Source organism: Streptomyces fradiae ATCC 10745 = DSM 40063 (genome assembly GCF_008704425.1).
GTDB lineage: Bacteria > Actinomycetota > Actinomycetes > Streptomycetales > Streptomycetaceae > Streptomyces > Streptomyces fradiae.
Map to the genome: position 1 here is coordinate 4413340 of NZ_CP023696.1, position 20242 is coordinate 4433581.

At 74.6% G+C, this 20242-nt stretch carries 15 protein-coding genes; 6 read left to right on the forward strand and 9 right to left on the reverse strand.

Annotated elements, in window-relative coordinates:
- The first annotated feature begins 188 nt into the window (after window positions 1–188).
- From CP974_RS19875 to CP974_RS19885, 3 genes are all read left to right on the forward strand, one after another.
- Window positions 189–899, forward strand: a complete 711-nt coding sequence (locus tag CP974_RS19875; protein WP_031131672.1) for an aggregation-promoting factor C-terminal-like domain-containing protein — start codon at window positions 189–191, stop codon at window positions 897–899.
- Between the two features lie 112 nt (window positions 900–1011).
- Complete coding sequence (locus CP974_RS19880) at window positions 1012–2622, forward strand: AI-2E family transporter (RefSeq protein ID WP_107067018.1); 1611 nt, start codon at window positions 1012–1014, stop codon at window positions 2620–2622.
- The gene (locus tag CP974_RS19885) at window positions 2619–3401 is read left to right on the forward strand and encodes a hypothetical protein (RefSeq protein ID WP_051839409.1); all 783 of its coding nucleotides are present in this window, start codon (window positions 2619–2621) and stop codon (window positions 3399–3401) included. Before CP974_RS19880 ends, CP974_RS19885 begins: the two co-directional genes overlap by 4 nt.
- A 187-nt stretch (window positions 3402–3588) precedes the next feature.
- Here CP974_RS19885 and CP974_RS19890 read toward each other — a convergent pair whose 3' ends face one another.
- Both CP974_RS19890 and CP974_RS19895 read right to left on the reverse strand, forming a co-directional pair.
- Window positions 3589–4128, reverse strand: a complete 540-nt coding sequence (locus CP974_RS19890) for an alkyl hydroperoxide reductase (protein ID WP_031131666.1) — start codon at window positions 4126–4128, stop codon at window positions 3589–3591.
- 23 nt (window positions 4129–4151) lie between these two features.
- Window positions 4152–4706: a peroxiredoxin gene (locus CP974_RS19895; protein ID WP_031131664.1), complete on the reverse strand. Its 555-nt coding sequence runs from the start codon at window positions 4704–4706 to the stop codon at window positions 4152–4154.
- Window positions 4707–4835: 129 nt separating this feature from the next.
- Between CP974_RS19895 and CP974_RS19900 the strand changes: the two genes are divergently transcribed.
- Window positions 4836–5804 carry a hydrogen peroxide-inducible genes activator gene (locus tag CP974_RS19900; RefSeq protein WP_051839407.1) on the forward strand — a complete coding sequence of 323 codons (969 nt, stop codon included), beginning with the start codon at window positions 4836–4838 and terminating at the stop codon, window positions 5802–5804.
- 119 nt (window positions 5805–5923) lie between these two features.
- On the opposite strand, the gene CP974_RS19905 is transcribed toward CP974_RS19900, so the two are convergent.
- From CP974_RS19905 to CP974_RS19915, 3 genes are all read right to left on the reverse strand, one after another.
- Window positions 5924–6874, reverse strand: a complete 951-nt coding sequence (locus tag CP974_RS19905; RefSeq protein ID WP_031131660.1) for an endonuclease/exonuclease/phosphatase family protein — start codon at window positions 6872–6874, stop codon at window positions 5924–5926.
- A 562-nt stretch (window positions 6875–7436) separates the two neighbouring features.
- Complete coding sequence (locus CP974_RS19910) at window positions 7437–7778, reverse strand: type II toxin-antitoxin system antitoxin (RefSeq protein WP_051839405.1); 342 nt, start codon at window positions 7776–7778, stop codon at window positions 7437–7439.
- Window positions 7775–8662, reverse strand: coding sequence for an SPFH domain-containing protein (locus tag CP974_RS19915; protein ID WP_051839403.1), 888 nt, complete (start codon window positions 8660–8662; stop codon window positions 7775–7777). The genes CP974_RS19910 and CP974_RS19915 overlap by 4 nt, the downstream gene beginning before the upstream one ends.
- Window positions 8663–9058: 396 nt before the next feature.
- Between CP974_RS19915 and CP974_RS19920 the strand changes: the two genes are divergently transcribed.
- Window positions 9059–11308: a transglycosylase domain-containing protein gene (locus CP974_RS19920; RefSeq protein ID WP_031131654.1), complete on the forward strand. Its 2250-nt coding sequence runs from the start codon at window positions 9059–9061 to the stop codon at window positions 11306–11308.
- A 127-nt stretch (window positions 11309–11435) separates the two neighbouring features.
- Here the strand turns inward: CP974_RS19920 and CP974_RS19925 are convergent, their stop codons facing one another.
- From CP974_RS19925 to CP974_RS19935, 3 genes are all read right to left on the reverse strand, one after another.
- Window positions 11436–13337 carry a SpoIIE family protein phosphatase gene (locus CP974_RS19925; protein WP_373276744.1) on the reverse strand — a complete coding sequence of 634 codons (1902 nt, stop codon included), beginning with the start codon at window positions 13335–13337 and terminating at the stop codon, window positions 11436–11438.
- 670 nt (window positions 13338–14007) lie between these two features.
- Entirely contained in the window at window positions 14008–14628 is a 621-nt protein-coding gene (gene fomD / locus CP974_RS19930; RefSeq protein ID WP_051839411.1) for a cytidylyl-2-hydroxypropylphosphonate hydrolase, read from the reverse strand.
- A gap of 472 nt (window positions 14629–15100) precedes the next feature.
- Window positions 15101–16504 (reverse strand): class II fumarate hydratase, encoded by a 1404-nt coding sequence (locus CP974_RS19935; RefSeq protein ID WP_031131648.1) that lies wholly within the window; start codon window positions 16502–16504, stop codon window positions 15101–15103.
- Window positions 16505–16609: 105 nt separating this feature from the next.
- Between CP974_RS19935 and CP974_RS19940 the strand changes: the two genes are divergently transcribed.
- A complete protein-coding gene (locus CP974_RS19940; RefSeq protein WP_085921367.1) occupies window positions 16610–18259 on the forward strand; it encodes a ricin-type beta-trefoil lectin domain protein in 1650 nt (549 codons plus the stop codon).
- Between the two features lie 231 nt (window positions 18260–18490).
- Here CP974_RS19940 and CP974_RS19945 read toward each other — a convergent pair whose 3' ends face one another.
- Window positions 18491–20167 carry a fumarate hydratase gene (locus CP974_RS19945; RefSeq protein WP_031136534.1) on the reverse strand — a complete coding sequence of 559 codons (1677 nt, stop codon included), beginning with the start codon at window positions 20165–20167 and terminating at the stop codon, window positions 18491–18493.
- Window positions 20168–20242: the final 75 nt, after the last annotated feature.

The window sequence follows — 20242 nt, forward strand, 5'->3', positions numbered from 1 at the left end:
GAACCGCGGCAGCACCAACAACTCAACAGCCGTCAGCCGTATGCCGCCCGAGCACCACGCGGCGCTCCCGCAGGGGAGTCGCCCACCGGGCCCGTGTCCCCCGTGACCCAGCGAGTGGGGGGACCAGCGCCAGGGGCACGATCGCGCCCGCGAGGTCACCTGTGCGGGCGATGCTGGAAGGAAACCGTGTGAGCCGGATCTCGGTCCGGGGATTCGCGGTGGCGTCGGCCACCGCGGTCACCACTGTCGGCGCCGTCGTCGGTGTCGCCGCGGGCAACCCGCAGGCGGCGCAGCCGGAGAACTTCGAGGCGACCGCCGCCGACACGACCCTCCTCGCCGACATACCTGCCGGCCAGCAGGCACAGGTCCAGGTCGCCTCCCTGACGCAGCAGGCCGAGGCCCAGGCGTCGGCGGCCGACACCGCCGCGCAGCAGGCCGCCTGGGAGGACGCGCGCCGCCAGGCCGCCAAGGACGCCGAGGCGAAGAAGGCCGCCGCCGAGCAGAAGGCCGAGGAGGAGCGCAAGGAGCGGGAGGAGCGGGACGCCCGCGAGCGCGCCAGCCGCGACGCCGTCCGCGACGCCTCCAGCTTCTCCGCGCAGTCCTCGTACACCGTCGCCGAAGTGCAGGCCATGGCCCGCCAGATGATCCCGGGCGACCAGTTCCAGTGCTTCAGCAACATCGTGGAGCGCGAGTCGACCTGGAACTACCGCGCGCAGAACCCCTCGTCCGGCGCGTACGGCCTGGTCCAGGCGCTCCCCGGCAGCAAGATGGCCTCCGCGGGCGCCGACTGGCAGACCAACCCGGCCACCCAGATCAAGTGGGGCCTCAACTACATGAACGAACGCTACGGCAGCCCCTGCGGCGCCTGGTCGTTCTGGCAGGCCAACCACTGGTACTGACAGCGGCGCTCAACGTCCCGGAGCCCCTCGCCGTCCTACGGTGAGGGGCTCCTGCCGTGTACGGTCGGGGGGCCGTGATTCCGGGGGACAGGTGCGGGGAGCAGGGAAGGTCATGTCGAGAGTGCCAGGGTGGCTCGGCCGGCTGGGCGCCGGGCTGAGCCGGATGGGGCGGCAACTGGAGGAGCGCCGCGCGCGAGCGGAGGCCGAGGCGGACGCCGACGGCCCCGTCGGCGCGTCCCCCGCCGGTCCCGGTCCCGGCGCCGCCGGTCCTGCTTCCGGCTCCGGTGAGGCTTCCGCCGCCGGCGCCCGTCCCGGACCGCCTGCCACCGGGGCCCCCGGGCCTGCGGGCGGGTCCGCCGCAGGTGAGTCGGGAAGCGGCCTCGCGGCGGCGCAGCCGGAGGGCGGGGCGCCCGGCATCGTCCCCGCACCCCCCGCGTACGCCCCCGCGGTCGCCGCCCGTCCCGACCCCGTGGACGCGGTCCCCTGGGGGATGCGCGTCGCCGCCGAGGCGGGCTGGCGGCTGCTCGTCCTCGCGGGGACGCTGTGGGTGGTGATGAAGGTCATCAGCACGGTCCAGCTCGTCGTGCTCGCCTTCGTCGCCGCGCTCCTCATCACCGCGCTGCTCCAGCCGACCGTCAGCCGCCTGAAGGGCTTCGGCCTGCCGCGCGGTCTCGCCACGGCGCTCACCGCCGTCACGGGCTTCGTCATCATGGGCCTCGTCGGCTGGTTCGTCGTCTGGCAGGTCATGGACAACCTCGGCAACGTCTCCGCGCGTGTGCGGGACGGCATCGAGGAGCTGAAGCGCTGGGCGATCGACAGCCCGTTCCACGTGACCGAGAGCCAGATCAACGACATCGCCCAGAACCTCAGCGACACGATCGGCACCAACACCGAGGAGATCACCTCCGCCGGCCTCACCGGCGTCACCGTCATGGTCGAGGTCCTGACCGGGATACTGCTGGCGATGTTCTCCACCCTCTTCCTCCTCTACGACGGGAAGAAGGTCTGGCACTGGGTCCTGAAGCTGGTGCCCGCCCAGGCGCGTCCGGGTGTCGCCGGGGCGGGGCCGCGCGCCTGGCGCACCCTCACCGCGTACGTGCGGGGCACGGTGATCGTCGCGCTCATCGACGCCGTCTTCATCGGGCTCGGCATCTACTTCCTCGACGTGCCGCTCGCGGTGCCGCTGGGCGTCTTCATCTTCCTGTTCGCCTTCATCCCGCTGGTGGGCGCGGTCATCTCCGGCGCCCTCGCGGTGGTCGTCGCGCTCGTCACGAACGGGGTGTTCACCGCCCTGATGGTGCTCGTGGTGGTGCTGGCGGTGCAGCAGATCGAGGGGCACGTCCTGCAGCCGTTCATCCTCGGGCGGGCCGTGCGGGTGCACCCGCTGGCGGTCGTGCTGACGGTCGCGGCGGGCGGGCTCGTCGCGGGCATCGGCGGCGCCGTCGTCGCGGTGCCGCTGGTCGCCGTCACCAACACGGTCGTCGGGTACCTGCGCGCGTACAGCGAGGACCAGGTGCTGCGCCGTCTCGCGACCGTGCCCGCCGTCGGGCCCCTCGCCCCGGTGGGCGCGGTGGGCTCGGCGGGCCGGGCGGGCGGCGGACCGGCGGGGCCGGGCGGCTCGGGCGGTGCCGGTGGGGCCGGTGGTTCCGGCAGTGCCGGTGAGGCTGGTGGGGCCGGTGGTTCCGGCGGGGCCGGTGGGCGCGAGCGGCCGGAGACCGAGTGATATCCGAACCCGAACTCGTCGACGACGCGGGCGAGCCGCTGCGCCCCGGCCGGCCGACCGCCTACGCCACGGGCGGCGGCTTCCCGTACGGCTCCGGCGCGGACCCGGTCGAGGGCGGCGCCCCGGCGGTGCTGCCCGGCGGGCGGTACCGGCGGCGCTGGCTGTGGGCCTTCGGCGGCGCCCTGGGCGCGTCCGTGCTGTGGGCGGCCGGCCTCACGGCGTACCAGACGCGCGGTCCGGACCTCGGCGGCTACCGGGCGGCGCCCTCCCTGTGCGCCGAGGCGCCGCTGTCCGCGCTGGTCACCGCGCTCGGCAAGCGCGGCGCCACCACGAGCGCCGAATCGTACGAGCACCCGGTGCTGGACCGGGCGTACTGCGCCGTCACACTGGGCGAGCTGCCGTCCACGTACGAGGTGAACCTCCGGTACGAACTGCACAAGCAGGCCGATCCGGGCGTGGAGTTCGAGGCCGTGCGCAAGGAGGCCGCCCTGCCCGAGGAGCCGGCGCCCGAACCGGTGCCGGGCCTCGGTGAGAAGGCGTACTTCAGCGTCGGCGGCGGTTCCTACGCCGCGCTCGTCGTCCTGGACGGCCAGGCGGAGATCGCGCTCAGCGTCAGCGGGCTCCACGAGTACGTCGACGACACCGGCGACCCGCCCGGCGAGTCGACGCACGCGCCGCTCGACGGGCTCAAGGAGTTCATGGTCGAGGACGTGCGGGAGCTGCTGGAGCGGCTGCGGACCGCGCCGGCCCCCGACGGCTCGGCCTCCCCCACCCGCTGAGGGGCGGGCCCACGGCCGCCATCGGCCCTGGCGCCCCGGCCGTCCGGTGCCCGGTCCGGGGACCTGGACACGGAGAAGCCCCACCGGCGTCGATCGCCGGTGGGGCTTCTCCATGTCCGCGCCGCCTGTCGGCCGCGTCACTCTCCGGTCGGTCCGCCGGTCGGCCGGTCCGGTCGGTCCGGGTCGGTCACTCGGAGGCGGACAGGACCGCTTCCGCGTCCAGCGTCGCGCCGACGGCCTGGACGACCGCGGCGATCTTGAACGCCTCCTGGATCGTGTCGCGCTCCACGCCCGCCTTGCGGAGCACCTGCTCGTGCGAGTCGAGGCACTGGCCGCAGCCGTTGATCGCGGAGACCGCGAGCGACCACAGCTCGAAGTCGACCTTCTCCACGCCCGGGTTGCCGATGACGTTCATCCGCAGGCCGGCGCGCATCGTGCCGTACTCCGGGTCGGAGAGGAGGTGGCGCGTCCGGTAGAAGACGTTGTTCATCGCCATGATGGCGGCGGCCGACTTGGCCGCCTCGTACGCCTCGGGCTTGAGGTTCTCCCTCGCCTCCGGCTCCAGCTCCGCCAGCACCTTCGGGGAGCGCGAGGCGATCGCGCACGCCAGGACGGTGCCCCACAGCTGCTGCTGCGGGAGGTCGCTGTTGCCGATGACCGAGCCGAGGTTGAGCTTCAGGTCCTTCGCGTAGTCCGGGATGGCGGACTTCAGGGCGTCAAGAGACATGGTGGTTCACCCGTTCCGGTAGGTCACTCGCCGGCCAGCAGCTTGACCGGGTCGAGGGTCTCGTCGCCCTTGCTCCAGTTGCAGGGGCACAGCTCGTCGGTCTGCAGGGCGTCCAGGACCCGCAGGACCTCCTTGGGGTTGCGGCCGACGGAGCCGGCGGTCACCATCGCGAACTGGATCTCGTTGTTCGGGTCCACGATGAAGACGGCGCGCTGCGCGAAGCCGTCCTCGCCCTCGACGCCGCAGGCCTGCATCAGCTCGTGCTTGGAGTCGGCCAGCATCGGGAAGGGCAGGTCACGCAGGTCGTCGTGGTCCTTGCGCCAGGCGTGGTGCACGAACTCCGAGTCGCCGGAGACGCCGAGGATCTGCGCGTCGCGGTCCGCGAACTCGTCGTTCAGCTTGCCGAACGCGGCGATCTCGGTCGGGCAGACGAAGGTGAAGTCCTTCGGCCAGAAGAACACCACGCGCCACTTGCCCTCGTAGGCCTTGTGGTCGATCTGCGCGAACTCCTTGCCGCTCTCGAGCGACACACAGGCGGTCAGGTCGTACGTGGGGAACTGGTCACCGACAGTGAGCACACGCTCTCCTAGTGGCGGGGGTGTCCCTCGCGGGACACCCGTGGGGGTTGGACGACCGCCAGCATGGCACGGTGTGCATTGATCAGTGAAATAGCTAGACTGGGTCGTGTTGATTGAAGGTGGTTATCAGTGGTCTCCCCGGCACACTCCGTGCACAAGGGCAAGCAGCCCAGTCTGTCCCAGCTCCGGGCGTTCGCGGCGGTAGCCGAGCATCTGCACTTCCGGGACGCGGCGGCGGCGATCGGCATGAGCCAGCCGGCGCTGTCGGGCGCGGTGTCGGCACTCGAGGAGGCACTCGGTGTCCAGCTCCTTGAGCGTACGACGCGTAAGGTGCTGCTCTCACCGGCGGGGGAGCGTCTCGCCGTCCGGGCCAGGGCGGTGCTGGACGCGGTGGGCGAGCTGCTGGAGGAGGCCGAGGCCGTACGGGCCCCCTTCACCGGCGTGCTGCGCCTCGGCGTGATCCCGACCGTCGCGCCCTACCTGCTGCCGACGGTCCTGCGGCTGGTCCACGAGCGGTACCCGGACCTGGACCTCCAGGTGCACGAGGAGCAGACGTACTCGCTGCTGGAGGGGCTGGGCTCCGGGCGGCTCGACGTGCTGCTGCTCGCCGTGCCGCTGGGCGTGCCGGGCGTGACCGAACTGCCGCTGTTCGACGAGGACTTCGTGCTGGTCACACAGGACGGCCATCCGCTGGGCGGCCGCACGGACATCCCGCGCGACGCACTGCGCGAGCTGCGCCTGCTGCTGCTGGACGAGGGCCACTGCCTGCGCGACCAGGCCCTCGACATCTGCCGGGAGGCCGGGCGCACGGACGGCGCCGCGGTCACCACGACGGCGGCCGGGCTTTCGACGCTGGTGCAGCTCGTGGCGGGCGGGCTCGGTGTGACGCTGCTGCCGCACACGGCCGTGCGGGTCGAGACCGGGCGCAACCCCAGCCTGGTGACCGGCCGCTTCGCGGACCCGGCCCCGTCCCGCCGGGTCGCCCTCGCGATGCGCACGGGGGCGGCGCGCGCGGCCGAGTTCCAGGAGCTGGCCGAGGCGCTGCGCGGCGCCCTGGCCGCCCTGCCCGTACGGGTCCTCCCGGCGGAAGCCCGGTAGGCCGCGGGCGCCCGCGCCGGTGCCTCCGCGCTCCGGCCCGCGCCCGGTGCCTTGGCGCCCGGTGCCCGACCCGCGCCCGGTGCCTTCGCGCCCTGGTGCCCGGCCCGCGCCCGGTCCGATCAGTACGCCAGGCGGGCGGCGACCGGCAGGTGGTCGGAGCCGGTCGGGGGCAGGGTCCAGATCCGGAGGACCTCCGCGCGGCGGGCCAGGACGTGGTCGATGCGGGCGAGCGGCGCCGACGCGGGCCAGCTGAAGGCGAACCCCGTGCCGGCCGTGCCGAGGCGCGAGGTCAGCGGGGCCAGGCCCCGGTCGTCGACCGCGCCGTTGAGGTCGCCGAGCAGCACCACCCGGTCCAGGGGCTCGGCGGCGAGCAGCGAGCCGAGCAGCCCGGCGCTCTCGTCCCGGCGGGCCGCGTCGAAGCCCCGCGCGTTGAGCCGTACGGACGGCAGGTGCGCCACGTACACGGCGACGTCCCCGTGCCGGGTCGACGCCGTGGCCCGCAGTGCGCGCCGCCACCCCGGTTCCACCCCGCGCGGCCGGATGTCCAGTGCGCGCACGTCCGTGAGGGGGTGCGCCGACCAGAGGCCGACCGTGCCGCGGACCTCGTGGTGCGGGTAGCGCGCCGAGAGCGCCGCCCGGTAGGCGGGCAGCGCCCGCGGGGTGACCTCCTGAAGGGCGATCAGGTCCGGGCGGGCCGCCGCCAGGGCCCGTGCGGTGCCCGCCGGGTCGGCGTTCTCGTCGCTGACGTTGTGCTGCACCACCGTCAGGTCGTGCCGCGCGTCCGGGGCGGGCAGGAGCAGCCCCCCGAAGGTACCGGCCCACGCCGTGACCGGCAGCAGCGCGGCGAGCAGCGCGGTCGCCGACCGCCGCACCAGCCCGGCGGCGACGAGCACCGGCACGAGCAGCCCGAGCCACGGCAGGAACGCCTCCACCAGGCTCCCCGGCCGCCCCGGCAGGTCCGGCACGACCGGATGGAACACGATCAGCCACGCGGTGAGCGCCGCCAGTACGGCGAGGACCCGCCCGCGCGACCAGGCCGTACGCCCCCGTCCGTCCCGCCCCCACCGCAGGCGCCATCCCGACCGGCCACCCGTCTCCCGCGCGCCGGTCCCGCCGCGCCCTTCCGGCAGGCCGCTCCGGCCGGGGACGCCGCCCGGACCGGGTACGCCGCTCCCGCCCTGTACACCGCTCCCGTCCCGCACGCCCGCCGCACCCCGCCCGCCGGCCACGGGCTCGAAGCCGTCCTCGTCCTGTACGTCCGCCGCGTCCCGCACCGCTCTCCGTCCCGTACGCCTGCTGCGCGCCGCACGGCGTCGAGGTCCCGCGGCCCGGCCCCTCCGTCCGGTGGCGCCGCCCAGGGGTTCGGCGTCCGTGCGGGGTGGCCGCCCTGTCCGCTGACGACGCGACCGGTGCCCGGCCCGGTTCCTCCGAGCCCGGTCCTCGGCGCCCGGCGCCCGGCGCGCCCGCCCCGCCGGTGCCCCTAAGGCCGCGCGCCGTACCGCGTGCCGTACCACGCCCGCCCCGGCCCTGGGCCTGCGCCCGTCCAGCCGTCCGCCGGGGCGCACTGGAGGGGCGGCGGGCCGGGGGGCAGGCCGCGGAGGGCCGCCGTCCGGGGGCGTCCACACCTTCCGGTCAGTTCCCGGCGATCGGCCCCGGCCCCGACGGCGCGGCGCCTCCCGCCGCCGGGTCCGCCGGGGGCCGCCCCGCCGGAGACCCGGTCCCCGCCGCGGACGCGGGCCCCTCCTGGGCCGCGGCTCCCTCCGGCGGCGCGGCACGCTTCGGCGGGCGGCCCCGCCGGGGGAGGGGCGAGGGAGCGTCCGGGAGGCGGCCCGCCTCCGCCAGGGCGCGGCGGAGCAGGAACTCGATCTGCGAGTTCGCGCTGCGCAGCTCGTCCGACGCCCAGCGCGCCAGCGCCTCGTACACCGCCGGGTCCAGGCGGAGCAGTACCTGCTTGCGCTCGCGGCGGGCGGTCACTGGTAGAGGGAGCCCGTGTTGACGACCGGCTGCGCCGAGCGGTCACCGCACAGCACCACCATCAGATTGGAGACCATGGCCGCCTTCCGCTCGGGGTCCAGCTCCACTATGTCGCGCTCCGTGAGCCGGTCCAGCGCCAACTCCACCATGCCGACCGCGCCCTCCACGATCTTCTGCCGGGCCGCCACCATCGCGCCCGCCTGCTGCCGCTGGAGCATCGCCGAGGCGATCTCCGGGGCGTAGGCCAGGTGCGTGAAGCGCGACTCGATGATCCGCACACCGGCCGCCGCCACACGCGCGTGCAGCTCCGCCGCCAGCTTCTCGGTGATCTCCTCGGCGTCACCGCGCAGCGACAGCCCCTCCTCGTCGTGGGAGTCGTACGGGTACTCGATCGCGATGTGCCGGACCGCCGCCTCCGTCTGCGTGGAGACGAACCGCTCGTAGTCGTCCACCTCGAACATGGCCTGCGCCGTGTCCTCCACCCGCCACACGACGACCGCGGCCAGCTCGATCGGGTTGCCATAGGCGTCGTTGACCTTCAGGACCGCCGTCTCGTGGTTCCGCACGCGCGTCGAGATCGCCACCCGCGACGTCAGCGGGTTCACCCAGCGCAGCCCGTCCGCGCGCACCGTCCCCCGGTACCGCCCGAAGAGCTGCACCACCCGCGCCTCGCCCGGCGCGACCATGTTGAGCCCGCACATCGCGAGCACTGCCGCCAGGCCCACCAGGGCGCCGAGGACGATCAGCCCGGCCCGCGCGGCCGCCGACGTGTCCTCGGCCACCGCCGCACCGGCGACGACGAGGCACACGCCCAGCGCCAGTCCGGCCAGTCCGGCCAGCAGCGCGAGGCCTCCGCCGACGCTGTACGCCGTGAACTCCCGCACCTGCGCCCGCGGCGTCTCCGGCGCCGCCCCGGCGGAGGCGGGTCGCGCGCTCCCCGCGGTCGCCGATCCCCCCGATGCCCCCGATACCCCTGACGCCGCGGATGCCGCCTGCGCCTCCGATGCCGTCGCAGGTGTCGACGGCGTGGACGTGTCGGACATGGTCCCCCCGATCCCGTGCTCTCTTGAGTGAAGCAAAGTGATATCACTTTAGCGCGTACCGCAACCTTGTCCACCCCTGGTGAGTCGGTTCCTGGTGGGACGGGTGCTGATTCTCACGTCCGGAAAGACGGGATCCGTTGGTCTATGTCGGCTGGGCCGGGTTAGCTTGCTGAGCCGATCCGGACGTGGGGACCGGAACGCGACGGACGAACACCGAGCAACGGGAGCGACGGAGCCATGGGCCGAGCGGATGCGCAGCGGTCCCGGCAGCGCGAGGCGCGCCGGGAACAGGGGAGAGGCGGGCGCATACGCCGCCTCTTCACGTGGCGGAAGCTGCTGGGCGCGCTCTTCGTGTTCTGCCTGCTCGCCATGGGCGGCTTCTACGCCGTCTACCTGCTCGTCCCGGTCCCCAGCGCCAACGCCGAGGCGGAGCTGCAGAGCAACGTCTACCGGTACTCCGACGGCTCGATCCTCGCCCGCACCGGCAAGATCAACCGATCCATCGTCGGCCTCGACAAGATCCCCGACCCGGTGGAGAAGGCGTTCGTCGCGGCGGAGAACAAGACCTTCTACGAGGACTCCGGCGTCGACTTCAAGGGCACCGCCCGCGGCGTGGTCAACACGATCACCGGCAAGGGCAAGCAGGGCGGCTCGACCATCACCCAGCAGTACGTCAAGAACTACTACCTGGACCAGAGCCAGACCGTCACCCGGAAGCTCAAGGAGCTGGTGATCTCCCTCAAGGTCGACCAGCGCAAGAGCAAGGAGGAGATCCTCGCCGGGTACCTCAACACCAGCTACTACGGCCGCGGCGCCTACGGCATACAGGCCGCCGCCCAGGCCTACTACGGCGTCGACGCCGGCAAGCTGACGGTCGAGCAGGGCGCCTACCTCGCCGCGCTGCTCCAGGCCCCCTCCCAGTACGACTGGACCTCCGCGTCGCCGAGCGGCCGCAAGCTGGTCACCCAGCGCTGGAACTACGTCCTCGACAACATGGTCGAGGAGCGGTGGCTCGACCCTGCCGAGCGCGCCGGCATGGACTTCCCCGAGCCGCAGTCGCCCCGGCCCGCCCCCGGCATGGAGGGCCAGACCGGCTACCTCGTCGCCGCCGCCAACCAGGAGCTGATACGCCAGGGCGTCGCCGAGGAGGACATCACCGCGGGCGGCTGGACGATCACCCTCCACGTCGACAAGAAGCGCCAGAAGGAGCTGGTCGAGGCGGTCGACAAGCAGCTCGAGAGCAGGCTCGACCGGGAGGACGACGAGGTCGACGCCGCCGTGCAGGCCGGCGCCACCTCCGTCGACCCGAAGACCGGGCACGTCGTCGCCCTGTACGGCGGGGTCGGCGCCACCGAGCACTGGACGTCCAACGCCACCCGCCGCGACTACCAGCCCGCCTCCACGTTCAAGCCGCTCGTCTTCGCCGCGGCCCTGGAGAACCGCTCCCGGACGCAGGACGGCCGCCGGATCGGCGTCAACACCGTGTACGACGGCACCAGCCGCCGTCCCGTCAGGGGCGGCGCCACCTACTTCGCCCCCCAGAACGAGGACGACCGCAGCTACGGCCCGGTCACCGTCCAGCGCGCCATGAACAAGTCGATCAACTCGGTCTTCGCGCAGATGATCGTGGACGTCGGCCCGGCCGAGGTGAAGAAGACCGCGCTGGCCCTCGGCATGCGGGACGTCGACGGCTTCGTGGAGTCGCCCGCGATGTCGCTCGGCACCATGAACGCCTCCACCTGGGACATGGCGGGCGTGTACGCCACGCTCGACAACCACGGCAAGAGGGTCACCCCGTCGATCGTGAAGTCCGCCGAGCACCGCGACCGCACGGCCCAGCTCGCCGACCCGATCGGGCCGCAGGTCGTCAGCCGCCGGACCGCCGACACCGTCACCTCCGTACTGACCGGCGTCGTCCGCAACGGCTCCGGCCAGGCGGCCGGCACCCCGGCGTACCAGGCGGCCGGCAAGACCGGCACGTCGGAGAACAACAAGTCGGCCTGGTTCGCCGGCTACACGCCCGAACTGACCACCGTGGTCGCCCTCTTCGGCGAGGACGCGCAGAAGGGCACCCAGACCACCCTGACCGGCACCGCCGGCATGGGCCGGGCCAACGGCGGCGGCTTCCCCGCCCGCATCTGGGCCGACTACACGCTGGACGCCCTCGGCGGCGGCTCCGACGCGCGGTTCGACCTGGACGTCACGGAGATCGGGGACGGCGGACCGCAGCCCTCCGCGTCCCCGTCGGAGAGCACCACGCCCTCCGCGCCTCCGAGCGACGAGCCGGACGAGCCGACGACGGGCCCGTCCTCCAGCGCCCCCGTGCGCACCCCGTCCACGCCGGCCCCGCCCAGCAGCCCGACGCCGCCCACCCAGTCCCCGTCGTCCTCGCCCTCGTCCTCGCCCGATCCGGGCGGCAGCGGCGACCCGGGCACGGACCCCGGCACGGACGTCGGCCTCACCGACGACAAGGCGTCCCGCCCGTAGCCGGACCGCCGAAAGGGAGGTGGCCGGGTCCCCCACCAGGGACCCGGCCACCTCCCTTCCCGTTCCCGCCCCCGCCGCCCGCGCCCCGTCCGGACGGGGCGCGGGCGGCGGGAGCGGCCGGGCCGCCTCAGAGACGGGTCGGCAGCTCGAACCAGACGACCTTCCCGGTGGACAGCCGGGTCGCACCCCACCGGCGCGCGAGCCGGTTCACCAGGAACAGGCCGCGCCCGCCCTCGTCGGTGTCCCGCGCCCGGCGCTGCCGCGGCAGCTGCGGCGAGTCGTCGCCCACCTCGCAGCGCAGCACCTCGGTCCGCAGCAGCCGCAGCGTCACCGGCCGCGACGCGTACCGCACCGCGTTGGTGACGACCTCGCTGACCAGCAGCTCCACCGCGTCGCCCAGGTCCTCCAGGCCCCAGCGGGCCAGCGCCCTGCGGGCCAGCCGCCGCGCCCGGCCCGGCGCGGCGTCCTCCGGCTCCAGGAACCAGTACGCCACGTCGCTCGGCGTTATCCCGTCGAACCGGGCCGCCAGCAGCGCGATGTCGTCGTCCCGGTCGCCGGGCCCGAGCACGTCGAGCACGTCGTCGCAGAGCGCCTCCAGCGGCGGCGGGTGGTCCGGGCCGGTGAGCTGAGCGGTCGCCGCGAGCCGCTCCCGCAGCTGCTCGATCCCGGTCCACACGTCCCGCAGCCGCGACTCCACCAGGCCGTCGGTGTACAGCAGCAGCGTCGCGCCCGCCGGGGCGTCCAGCTCCACCGCCTCGAAGTCCACGCCGCCCACGCCGATCGGCGCGCCCGACGGGACCCGCAGCACCTCGGCCCGGCCGCCCAGGTGCAGGAGTATCGGCGGCGGGTGGCCGGCGTTGGCGATGGTGATGCGGTGCGCTACCGGGTCGTACACCGCGTACAGGCAGGTGGCCATGCGGTTCTCGCCGAGCCGCTGCGCCTGCTCGTCCAGGTGGTGCAGCACCTCCTGCGGCGGCAGGTCGAGCCCGGCCAGGGTCTGGGCCGTCGTACGCAGCTGGCCCATGATCGCGGCGGAGGTCATGGAGTGGCCCATGACGTCGCCCACGACGAGGGCGACCCGGCTGCCGGGCAGCGGGATCGCGTCGTACCAGTCGCCGCCGACCCGCGCCGTCTCGGCCGCCGGCAGGTAGCGGGACGCCAGCCGCACGCCGGTCGGCTGCGGCAGGTTCTCCGGGAGCATCGTCCGCTGGAGCTCGTCGGCGATGTACGCCTCCCGCCCGTACAGCACCGCCTTGTCGATGCCGAGCGCCGTGTGGGTCGCCAGTTGCGCCGCGACCAGCAGGTCGTTCGGCTCGAACGGGGCGCGCTCCGGGCGGCGCAGGAACACGGCGGCGCCGATCACCCTGCGGCGGCCCCGCAGCGGCGCGAGGACCGCGCGCTCCCCGGACGGTACGACGGAGCCCTCGCCGAGCAGCTCGTGCAGCGCGGCGCGGGCGGCCTCCGAGTCGCCGGACACCGGCCGCACCCCGCGCAGCACCTCGGCCAGGTGCCCGCCGGAACGGACCTCGCACAGCTCGGCGGCGGGACTCTGCTCCACGTCGGGCGCCACGGCCGCCCCGGCGGGCAGCAGCCCGAGGTCGCCGGGGCCGTCCTCCGTTAAACGCAGCCGGTCCGCGCGGCGCAGCCGCAGCACGAACGGGTCCACGGGCCGCTCGTCGCCGACGGGCAGCGGGTCGCGCAGGTAGACGAGGATCGCGTCGGCGAAGGTCGGCACGGTGGCCCGGCACAGGCCCAGCACGATCTCGTCCAGGTCGATGCCGCGCGCGATCCGCCGCGTCGCGGCGCCCACGAACCGCAGCCGCTCGCCCTCCCGCCGCGCGGCGCCCGAGGCGCCCTGGGCCCCCTGGGCGGGGACGCCGCCGGCCGCGGCGCCCGGCGCGGGCGCACCCGCCTCGGGGGCTCCCGCCTCCGGGAGGCCCCCACCGAGGGCTCCCGCCTCCGGGGCACCCGTGTCGGGGCCGCCTGCCGCGGGGCCGTCCGCGGCGCGGGCGCCCGCCTGGGACGGCACGTGGGCGGCGGAGCCGGGACGTTCCGCCTCGGCGGCCGTACGGGGCCTCGCCGGCGCCTCGCCGTCGCAGGCGCCCGCGGCCGTGCGTGCCGCGCCGCGGGCGAGGGACTCGTGGGACGCCCCGAGGGCCGCGTTCGCCGCGTCCGCGGCGCCCGGCACGCCGGCCGCGTCGCCGTCCGTGCCCGCCGCCCGGTCCACGCCGTCCGTGCCGTTCACGCCGTCCGCGCCCGCCGCGCCGTCCGCCGGGTCCACGGGGCCGTGCTGGGCCGGGACGGGCGCGCCGGGATGCGGCCGGCCGTGCGGGGGCGCGGCCACGGCGGCGTCGTCGGCGGCCCCGGGGGCCTCCTGCCGGGGCCGGGTGCGTTCCTGCGGCCGGGCAGCGAGCGGCTGCCGGCCTTCGTGGGAGGTGGGATGCTCCGTCACGCTTGGGATTCCGTCCGTCCGGGCCGGTAGGGCGATGCAATCGCTCTGTCAGGCGCTATACCCGCTCTGAGCGCGGCGTCGACAGGTGGCGGCGAATCCGTGCGCACCTCGGGCACGGCTCCACCCCCTCGTAGGTGACTTACGGTCAGTTGGTGTCCATTGCTCGGTGGTTGCTCACTGCGGGGCCGGGTGGGCCGTCCGGCGGAGGTCGATCCTACGGTTACCCCCCAGGGGCGTATCAAGGGTCTCACGGTGCCGTGCGGGCCGGGGTGCGGTCCCAGTCGGGCGGCAGCTCGGGAACGGCCCAGGACGGGTCGGGGCGCCAGTGCTCCCAGCCGTCCGAGAAGGGGGAGGCCCACGCCCGGATCAGCTCCACGGCGGCGTCGCCCGCCTCCCGCACCCGGCGGGCCTGGGCGGCCCCCATCAGCCCGGCGCGCTGGGCCTGGGCGAACTCGTCCTCGTCCCGCCACAGCCAGCTGCGGTCGGGGTAGACGGAGATGTCGAGGTAGTGGTCCTCGGAGTCCACGCCGCCGGACCAGCGCACGCGGGGCGACTCCAGGTTGACGTACCAGCTGCGGAACTCCCAGCCGTCCTCCCAGAACAGCCACACCGACCACGGGTCGCGGGGACGGGCCAGCTTCAGCACGCCCATGCCGCTCCACCGGGTGCGGACGGTGGTGCGCGGCGCGGTGTAGCGGGTGGCCAGCGGCTCCTCGTGCACGGGCGTGCCGTCCGCGAGCACGGGCTTGACGCACTCGGTGCCGGGCGCCATCCACACCGCGAGCAGGTCGGGGGTGTCGCGTACGACGGTCACCGGGCGGCAGATGTGGACGTGGCCGTCGGCGTTGTCCCGGTACCGCCACAGGATGCGGTCCCCGGCCGCCCAGCGCCGCCCCGCCCCGCCGTCCGCCGCCCGGCCGCCCGGTACGGCGCCCTCGACCGGCGCCCGGCCCGGTACGACCCGGTCGCCCGCCGCCCGGCCCGGTACGACGCCCTCGACCGGCGCCCGGCCCCGTGCCGTCCCGTCGCCGAGCGCCCGGCCCTCCGCGGCTGCGGCACCCGCGGCTCCGGTGCCCGCCGCCCGGACGTCCGTCGCCCCGTCCCGTGCCGCCCGGTCCCGTGCCGCCCCGTCGGCGGGGGGCGCCCCGGCCCCCGCGGCCTCCGCCTCCGAACCCGTCGTCTCCGCTGTCATGCGCAGATCTTAGGACCGCGCCGCGCCCGCCGTCCGCGATCCGGATCACTGCCACCCCACCGCCCCCGCCCGTTCGAACCGCAGGTCAGAGGCGGTACGAACAGGGGCGGACGGACAGGGCGGGACAGGGCGGGGGCGGGGCGGCGGATCAGGGCCTGGTCATCCGCAGGACGTCGAGCGCCCGGTCGAGCTGTTCGAGCGTCAGATCGCCGCGCTCCACGTACCCGGACTCCAGCACGACCTCGCGGATCGTCTTCCGCTCGGCCAGCGACCGCTTGGCGACCTTCGCCGCCTCCTCGTACCCGATGTACCGGTTGAGGGGGGTCACCACGGACGGCGAGGACTCGGCGTACTCGCGGGCCCGCTCCGCGTTGGCGGTGATCCCGTCGACCGTGCGGTCGGCGAGGAGCCGGGCCGCGGCGGCGAGGAGCCGGACGGACTCCAGCAGGTTCCTCGCCATCACCGGGAGCATCACGTTCAGCTCGAAGTTGCCCGAGGCGCCGGCCGTCGCGACGGTCGCGTCGTTGCCGACGACCTGGGCGGCGACCATCAGGACGGCCTCGGGGACCACCGGGTTCACCTTGCCCGGCATGATCGACGAACCCGGCTGGAGGTCGGGGAGGTTGATCTCCGCGAGACCGGTGCGCGGCCCCGACGCCATCCACCGCAGATCGTTGGCGATCTTGGTGAGGGAGACGGCGATCGTACGGAGCTGGCCCGACGTCTCCACCAGCCCGTCCCGCGCGCCCTGCGCCTCGAAGTGGTCCCGCGCCTCGGTCAGCGGCAGCCCCGTGTCCCGCGCCAACTCCGCGATGACCGCGGCGGAGAAGCCGGGCGGGGTGTTGATGCCCGTACCGACCGCCGTGCCGCCCAGCGGCAGCTCGGCCAGGCGCGGCAGGGCCGCCCGCAGCCGCTCCACGCCGTACCGCACCTGCGCCGCGTAACCGCCGAACTCCTGGCCGAGCGTCACCGGCGTGGCGTCCATCAGATGGGTGCGGCCCGACTTCACGACCTCCGCGAACTGCGCCGACTTCCGCTCCAGGGCGGCGGCCAGGTGGTCGAGGGCGGGGACGAGGTCGCCGGTCACGGCGGCGGTCGCCGCGATGTGGATGGACGAGGGGAACACGTCGTTCGACGACTGGGACGCGTTCACGTGGTCGTTGGGGTGCACCGGGCGCCCGCCGAGCCGCTCGGAGGCGAGGGTGGCGAGGACCTCGTTCATGTTCATGTTCGACGAGGTGCCCGAGCCGGTCTGGAAGACGTCGACCGGGAAGTGCTCGTCCCAGCGGCCCTCGGCGACCTCCTCGGCCGCGGCCCGCACCGCCCGCGCGATCTCCGGGTCCAGCACCCCCAGCTCCGCGTTCACCTTGGCCGCCGCCGCCTTCACGCGCGCCAGGGCCTCGATGTGCGCGCGCTCCAGGCGCTGCCCCGACACGGGGAAGTTCTCCACCGCGCGCTGGGTCTGCGCCCGCCACTTGGCGTGCGCGGGGACCCGCACCTCGCCCATGGAGTCGTACTCGACCCGGTATCCGCCGTCACTCGTGTCCGTCATCGTCCCAACCTCCCGCTGTAGTCGAGCACTTGTCTGGTTCGCTCTGTTCCCAAGTGCCGTACCGGCCAGTAAAAACCGTGGGTAACCCCACATCCAGGAGGCGCAATGGCGCGCACCAGACTGAGACTCGTATGCGCGGCGGCCGCCGCCGCACTCGCCGCCACCCTCGCCGGCACGGTCACCGCCCCGCCCGCCGGGGCGGCCCCACCCGCCCCGCCTGCCCCGTCCGCGGCGGCCGTCACCTCCGGCGCCGCCGCATCCGCCGCCGCGCCCGGAGCCGCACGGGCCGCCGCCGCATCCGCCGCCGCGCCCGGAGCCGCGCGGGCCGCCGCCGCGCCCGCGGCCGTACGGGCCGCCACCCCGCTCCCCGCCGGGCTGGAGCGCCGCCGCGCGGCCGAGGCCACCGCCCTCTACGGCAGCCCGGAGGAGCGCCCCCTCGCCGAGCGCCCGACCTCCCTCGTCTCCCTCGGAGACAGCGAGATCTCCGGCGAGGGCATCGGCACCTACGAGCCCGGCACCGACGGCCCCGCCAACTGGTGCCACCGCTCACCCGACGCGGCGATCCACCGCACCGGCATCCCCGCCGACGTCACGTACAACGTCGCCTGCTCCGGCGCCGCCACCCCCCACATCCGCATCGGCGGCACCCCGCAGTACGCCGACGAGCTCGTCCAGAGCGACAACCTCGCGATCAAGGCCCGCAACACCCGCGTCAAGATGGTCCTCCTCGTCGCCGGCGCCAACGACGACCTCCAGTTCGGCCCCGTCATGACGGACTGCGTCACCCGCTACGTCCTCCTCCAGGGCCCCTGCGCGCCGAAGTACGGCCCCGGCTGGCAGGGCCGCGTCGACGCCCTCGTCCCCAAGGTCGAGCAGACCGTCCGCGACCTGCGCACCGTCATGCGCGGCGCCGGGTACGCCGACGGCGACTACCGGCTCGTCGTGATGAGCTACCCGAGCCCCATCGGCCCCGACTTCCGCGACAACCCCCGCTTCCCCGGCAAGCTCGCCTGCGGCGGCCTCGGCTACGACTCCGACACCGTCTGGGGCCGCGACACCGCCGTACCCGCCTTCGAGCGCGGCATCCGCGCCGCCGCCGCGCACACCGGCGCCGTCTACCTCGACGCCTCCCGCCTCTTCCACGGCCACGAGGTCTGCACGGACGAGACCTGGGCGCGCGGCCTCTTCGTCGACACGTCGAAGTTCCCCTGGGACGAGAACTCCGTCCGCCAGTCCTTCCACCCGAACAAGGCCGGTCACGCCGCCTTCGCGTCCTGCCTGACCCAGCTGTACGCGGCCGGGGTGCGCGAGGCGGGCTGCGCCGACCCCGCCTCCACCGGCAGGCCGGTCCTCGTGCCCGGCGCCTGGGACGACAAGTTCGCCCCGCTGCGCAACGCCGCCACCGGCACCTGCGTGGACGTCACCGGCGCCAGCACGCGCAACGGCACCGCCGTCACCGGCTGGGACTGCCACGGCGGGCGCAACCAGGGCTGGTGGCGGGACCCGGCGCGCGGCTCGGTCCACACCGAGCCGACCCACGACCGCTGCCTCGACGTGCCGGGCGCCCGCTACGAGTCCGGCGCCGCCCTGATCGTCTGGGACTGCTCCGGCGCGGCCAACCAGCGCTTCCTCCACGAGGCGGGCACCCTCCGCCCGGCCGCCGCGCCGCACCTGTGCGCGACCCTGGCCTCCGCCCGGGACCCGCTGCGCCTGCGGCCCTGCGTGGAGGGCGCCGCGAACCAGCGCTTCACGTAGGCGGCGGGCACCGGACGGGCGGGCGACCCGCCCGGGGCGTCCCGCGCCCGGGAACGGCCGAGCCCCCGGCGGGAGGACCGGGGGCTCGGAGGGAGGACCGGGGGCTCGGCGGCCGCGACCGGGTCGGGGCGCGGGGGCGTATCCGGGCCGGGGCCGACCCGGGTCGGCCCGGACCGGGGGTCGGCCCGGACCGGGGGTCGGCCCGGACCGGGGGTCGGCCCAGAGCGGGGGTCAGCCCAGACCGGGGCCGCGCACCGGGATGGAGGTGAACGTCGGGGCCGGCGCCGGGTCCTTGAAGAAGTCGTTGCCCTTGTCGTCCACCACGATGAACGCCGGGAAGTCCTCGACCTCGATCCTCCAGACGGCCTCCATGCCGAGCTCCTCGTACTCGACGACCTCGACCTTCTTGATGCAGTCCTGCGCCAGCCGGGCCGCCGGGCCGCCGATGGAGCCCAGGTAGAAGCCGCCGTGCGCGGCGCACGCGTCGGTCACCTGCTGGGAGCGGTTGCCCTTCGCCAGCATGACCTTCGAGCCGCCCGCCGCCTGGAACTGCTCCACGTACGAGTCCATCCGGCCGGCCGTGGTGGGACCGAACGACCCGGAGGCGTACCCCTCGGGCGTCTTCGCCGGGCCCGCGTAGTAGACGGGGTGGTCCTTCAGGTACTGCGGCATCTCCTCGCCCGCGTCCAGCCGCTCCTTGATCTTGGCGTGCGCGATGTCGCGCGCCACGACCAGGGGGCCGCTCAGCGAGAGCCGGGTCTTCACCGGGTACTTGGACAGCTCGGCGAGGATCGTCTCCATCGGCTGGTTGAGGTCGATCCGCACGACGTCCGAGGACTCGTCGAGGTGCTCGTCCGTGGTGTCCGGCAGGAAGCGCGCCGGGTCGGTCTCCAGCTGCTCCAGGAAGACGCCCTCGGCGGTGATCTTCGCGACGGCCTGGCGGTCGGCGGAGCAGGAGACGGCGATGGCGACCGGGCAGGACGCGCCGTGCCGGGGCAGCCGCACCACGCGCACGTCGTGGCAGAAGTACTTGCCGCCGAACTGCGCGCCGATGCCGATCCTCTGCGTCAGCTCGAAGACCTTCTCCTCCAGCTCCTTGTCGCGGAAGCCGTGGCCGAGGACCGAGCCCTCCTCCGGCAGCTCGTCCAGGTAGTGCGCCGAGGCGTACTTGGCGGTCTTCAGCGCGTACTCGGCGGACGTGCCGCCCACGACGATCGCCAGGTGGTACGGCGGGCAGGCGGCCGTGCCGAGCGAGCGGATCTTCTCCTCCAGGAACCTCATCATGGAGGCCTCGTTCAGGACGGCCTTCGTCTCCTGGTAGAGGAACGACTTGTTGGCCGAGCCGCCGCCCTTCGCCATGAAGAGGAACTTGTACGCCCCGCCGTCCGTCGCGTACAGCTCGATCTGCGCCGGGAGGTTGGAGCCGGTGTTCTTCTCCTCCCACATGGTGAGCGGGGCCATCTGCGAGTACCGCAGGTTGAGCTTGGTGTACGCGTCGAAGACGCCCCGCGACAGGGCCTCCTCGTCCCGGCCCTCGGTCAGCACGTTCTGGCCGCGCTTGCCCATGACGATCGCGGTGCCGGTGTCCTGGCACATGGGCAGGACGCCCGCCGCGGCGATGTTGGCGTTCTTCAGCAGGTCCAGCGCCACGAACTTGTCGTTCGCCGACGCCTCCGGGTCGTCGATGATCTTCCGGAGCTGGGCCAGGTGCGCGGGGCGCAGGTAGTGCTGGATGTCGTGGACGGCCTCCTCGGCCAGCTTGCGCAGCGCCTCGGGCTCCACCTTGAGGAACGTCCGCCCGTCGGCCTCGAAGGTGGACACCCCCTCCGACGTCACCAGGCGGTAGGGCGTGGTGTCCTCTCCCAACGGGAGCAGATCGGAGTACGCAAACTCTGGCATGACGGCCATTCCTCACTCGGCGGACAGCGGCGCGGCCCCCTTCGGCAGCGCGTCCCCCAGCGTAAGACGCCGCGCGGCGGCCGG

What these genes read in the sequence shown, in the direction of transcription:
- CP974_RS19940 (WP_085921367.1), top strand. Translation starts at nt 16,610, where the DNA reads ATGGCGCGCACCAGACTGAGACTCGTATGCGCGGCGGCCGCCGCCGCA.
- CP974_RS19880 (WP_107067018.1), top strand. Translation starts at nt 1,012, where the DNA reads ATGTCGAGAGTGCCAGGGTGGCTCGGCCGGCTGGGCGCCGGGCTGAGC.
- CP974_RS19945 (WP_031136534.1), bottom strand. Translation starts at nt 20,167, where the DNA reads ATGGCCGTCATGCCAGAGTTTGCGTACTCCGATCTGCTCCCGTTGGGA.
- CP974_RS19920 (WP_031131654.1), top strand. Translation starts at nt 9,059, where the DNA reads ATGGGCCGAGCGGATGCGCAGCGGTCCCGGCAGCGCGAGGCGCGCCGG.
- CP974_RS19890 (WP_031131666.1), bottom strand. Translation starts at nt 4,128, where the DNA reads ATGTCTCTTGACGCCCTGAAGTCCGCCATCCCGGACTACGCGAAGGAC.
- CP974_RS19935 (WP_031131648.1), bottom strand. Translation starts at nt 16,504, where the DNA reads ATGACGGACACGAGTGACGGCGGATACCGGGTCGAGTACGACTCCATG.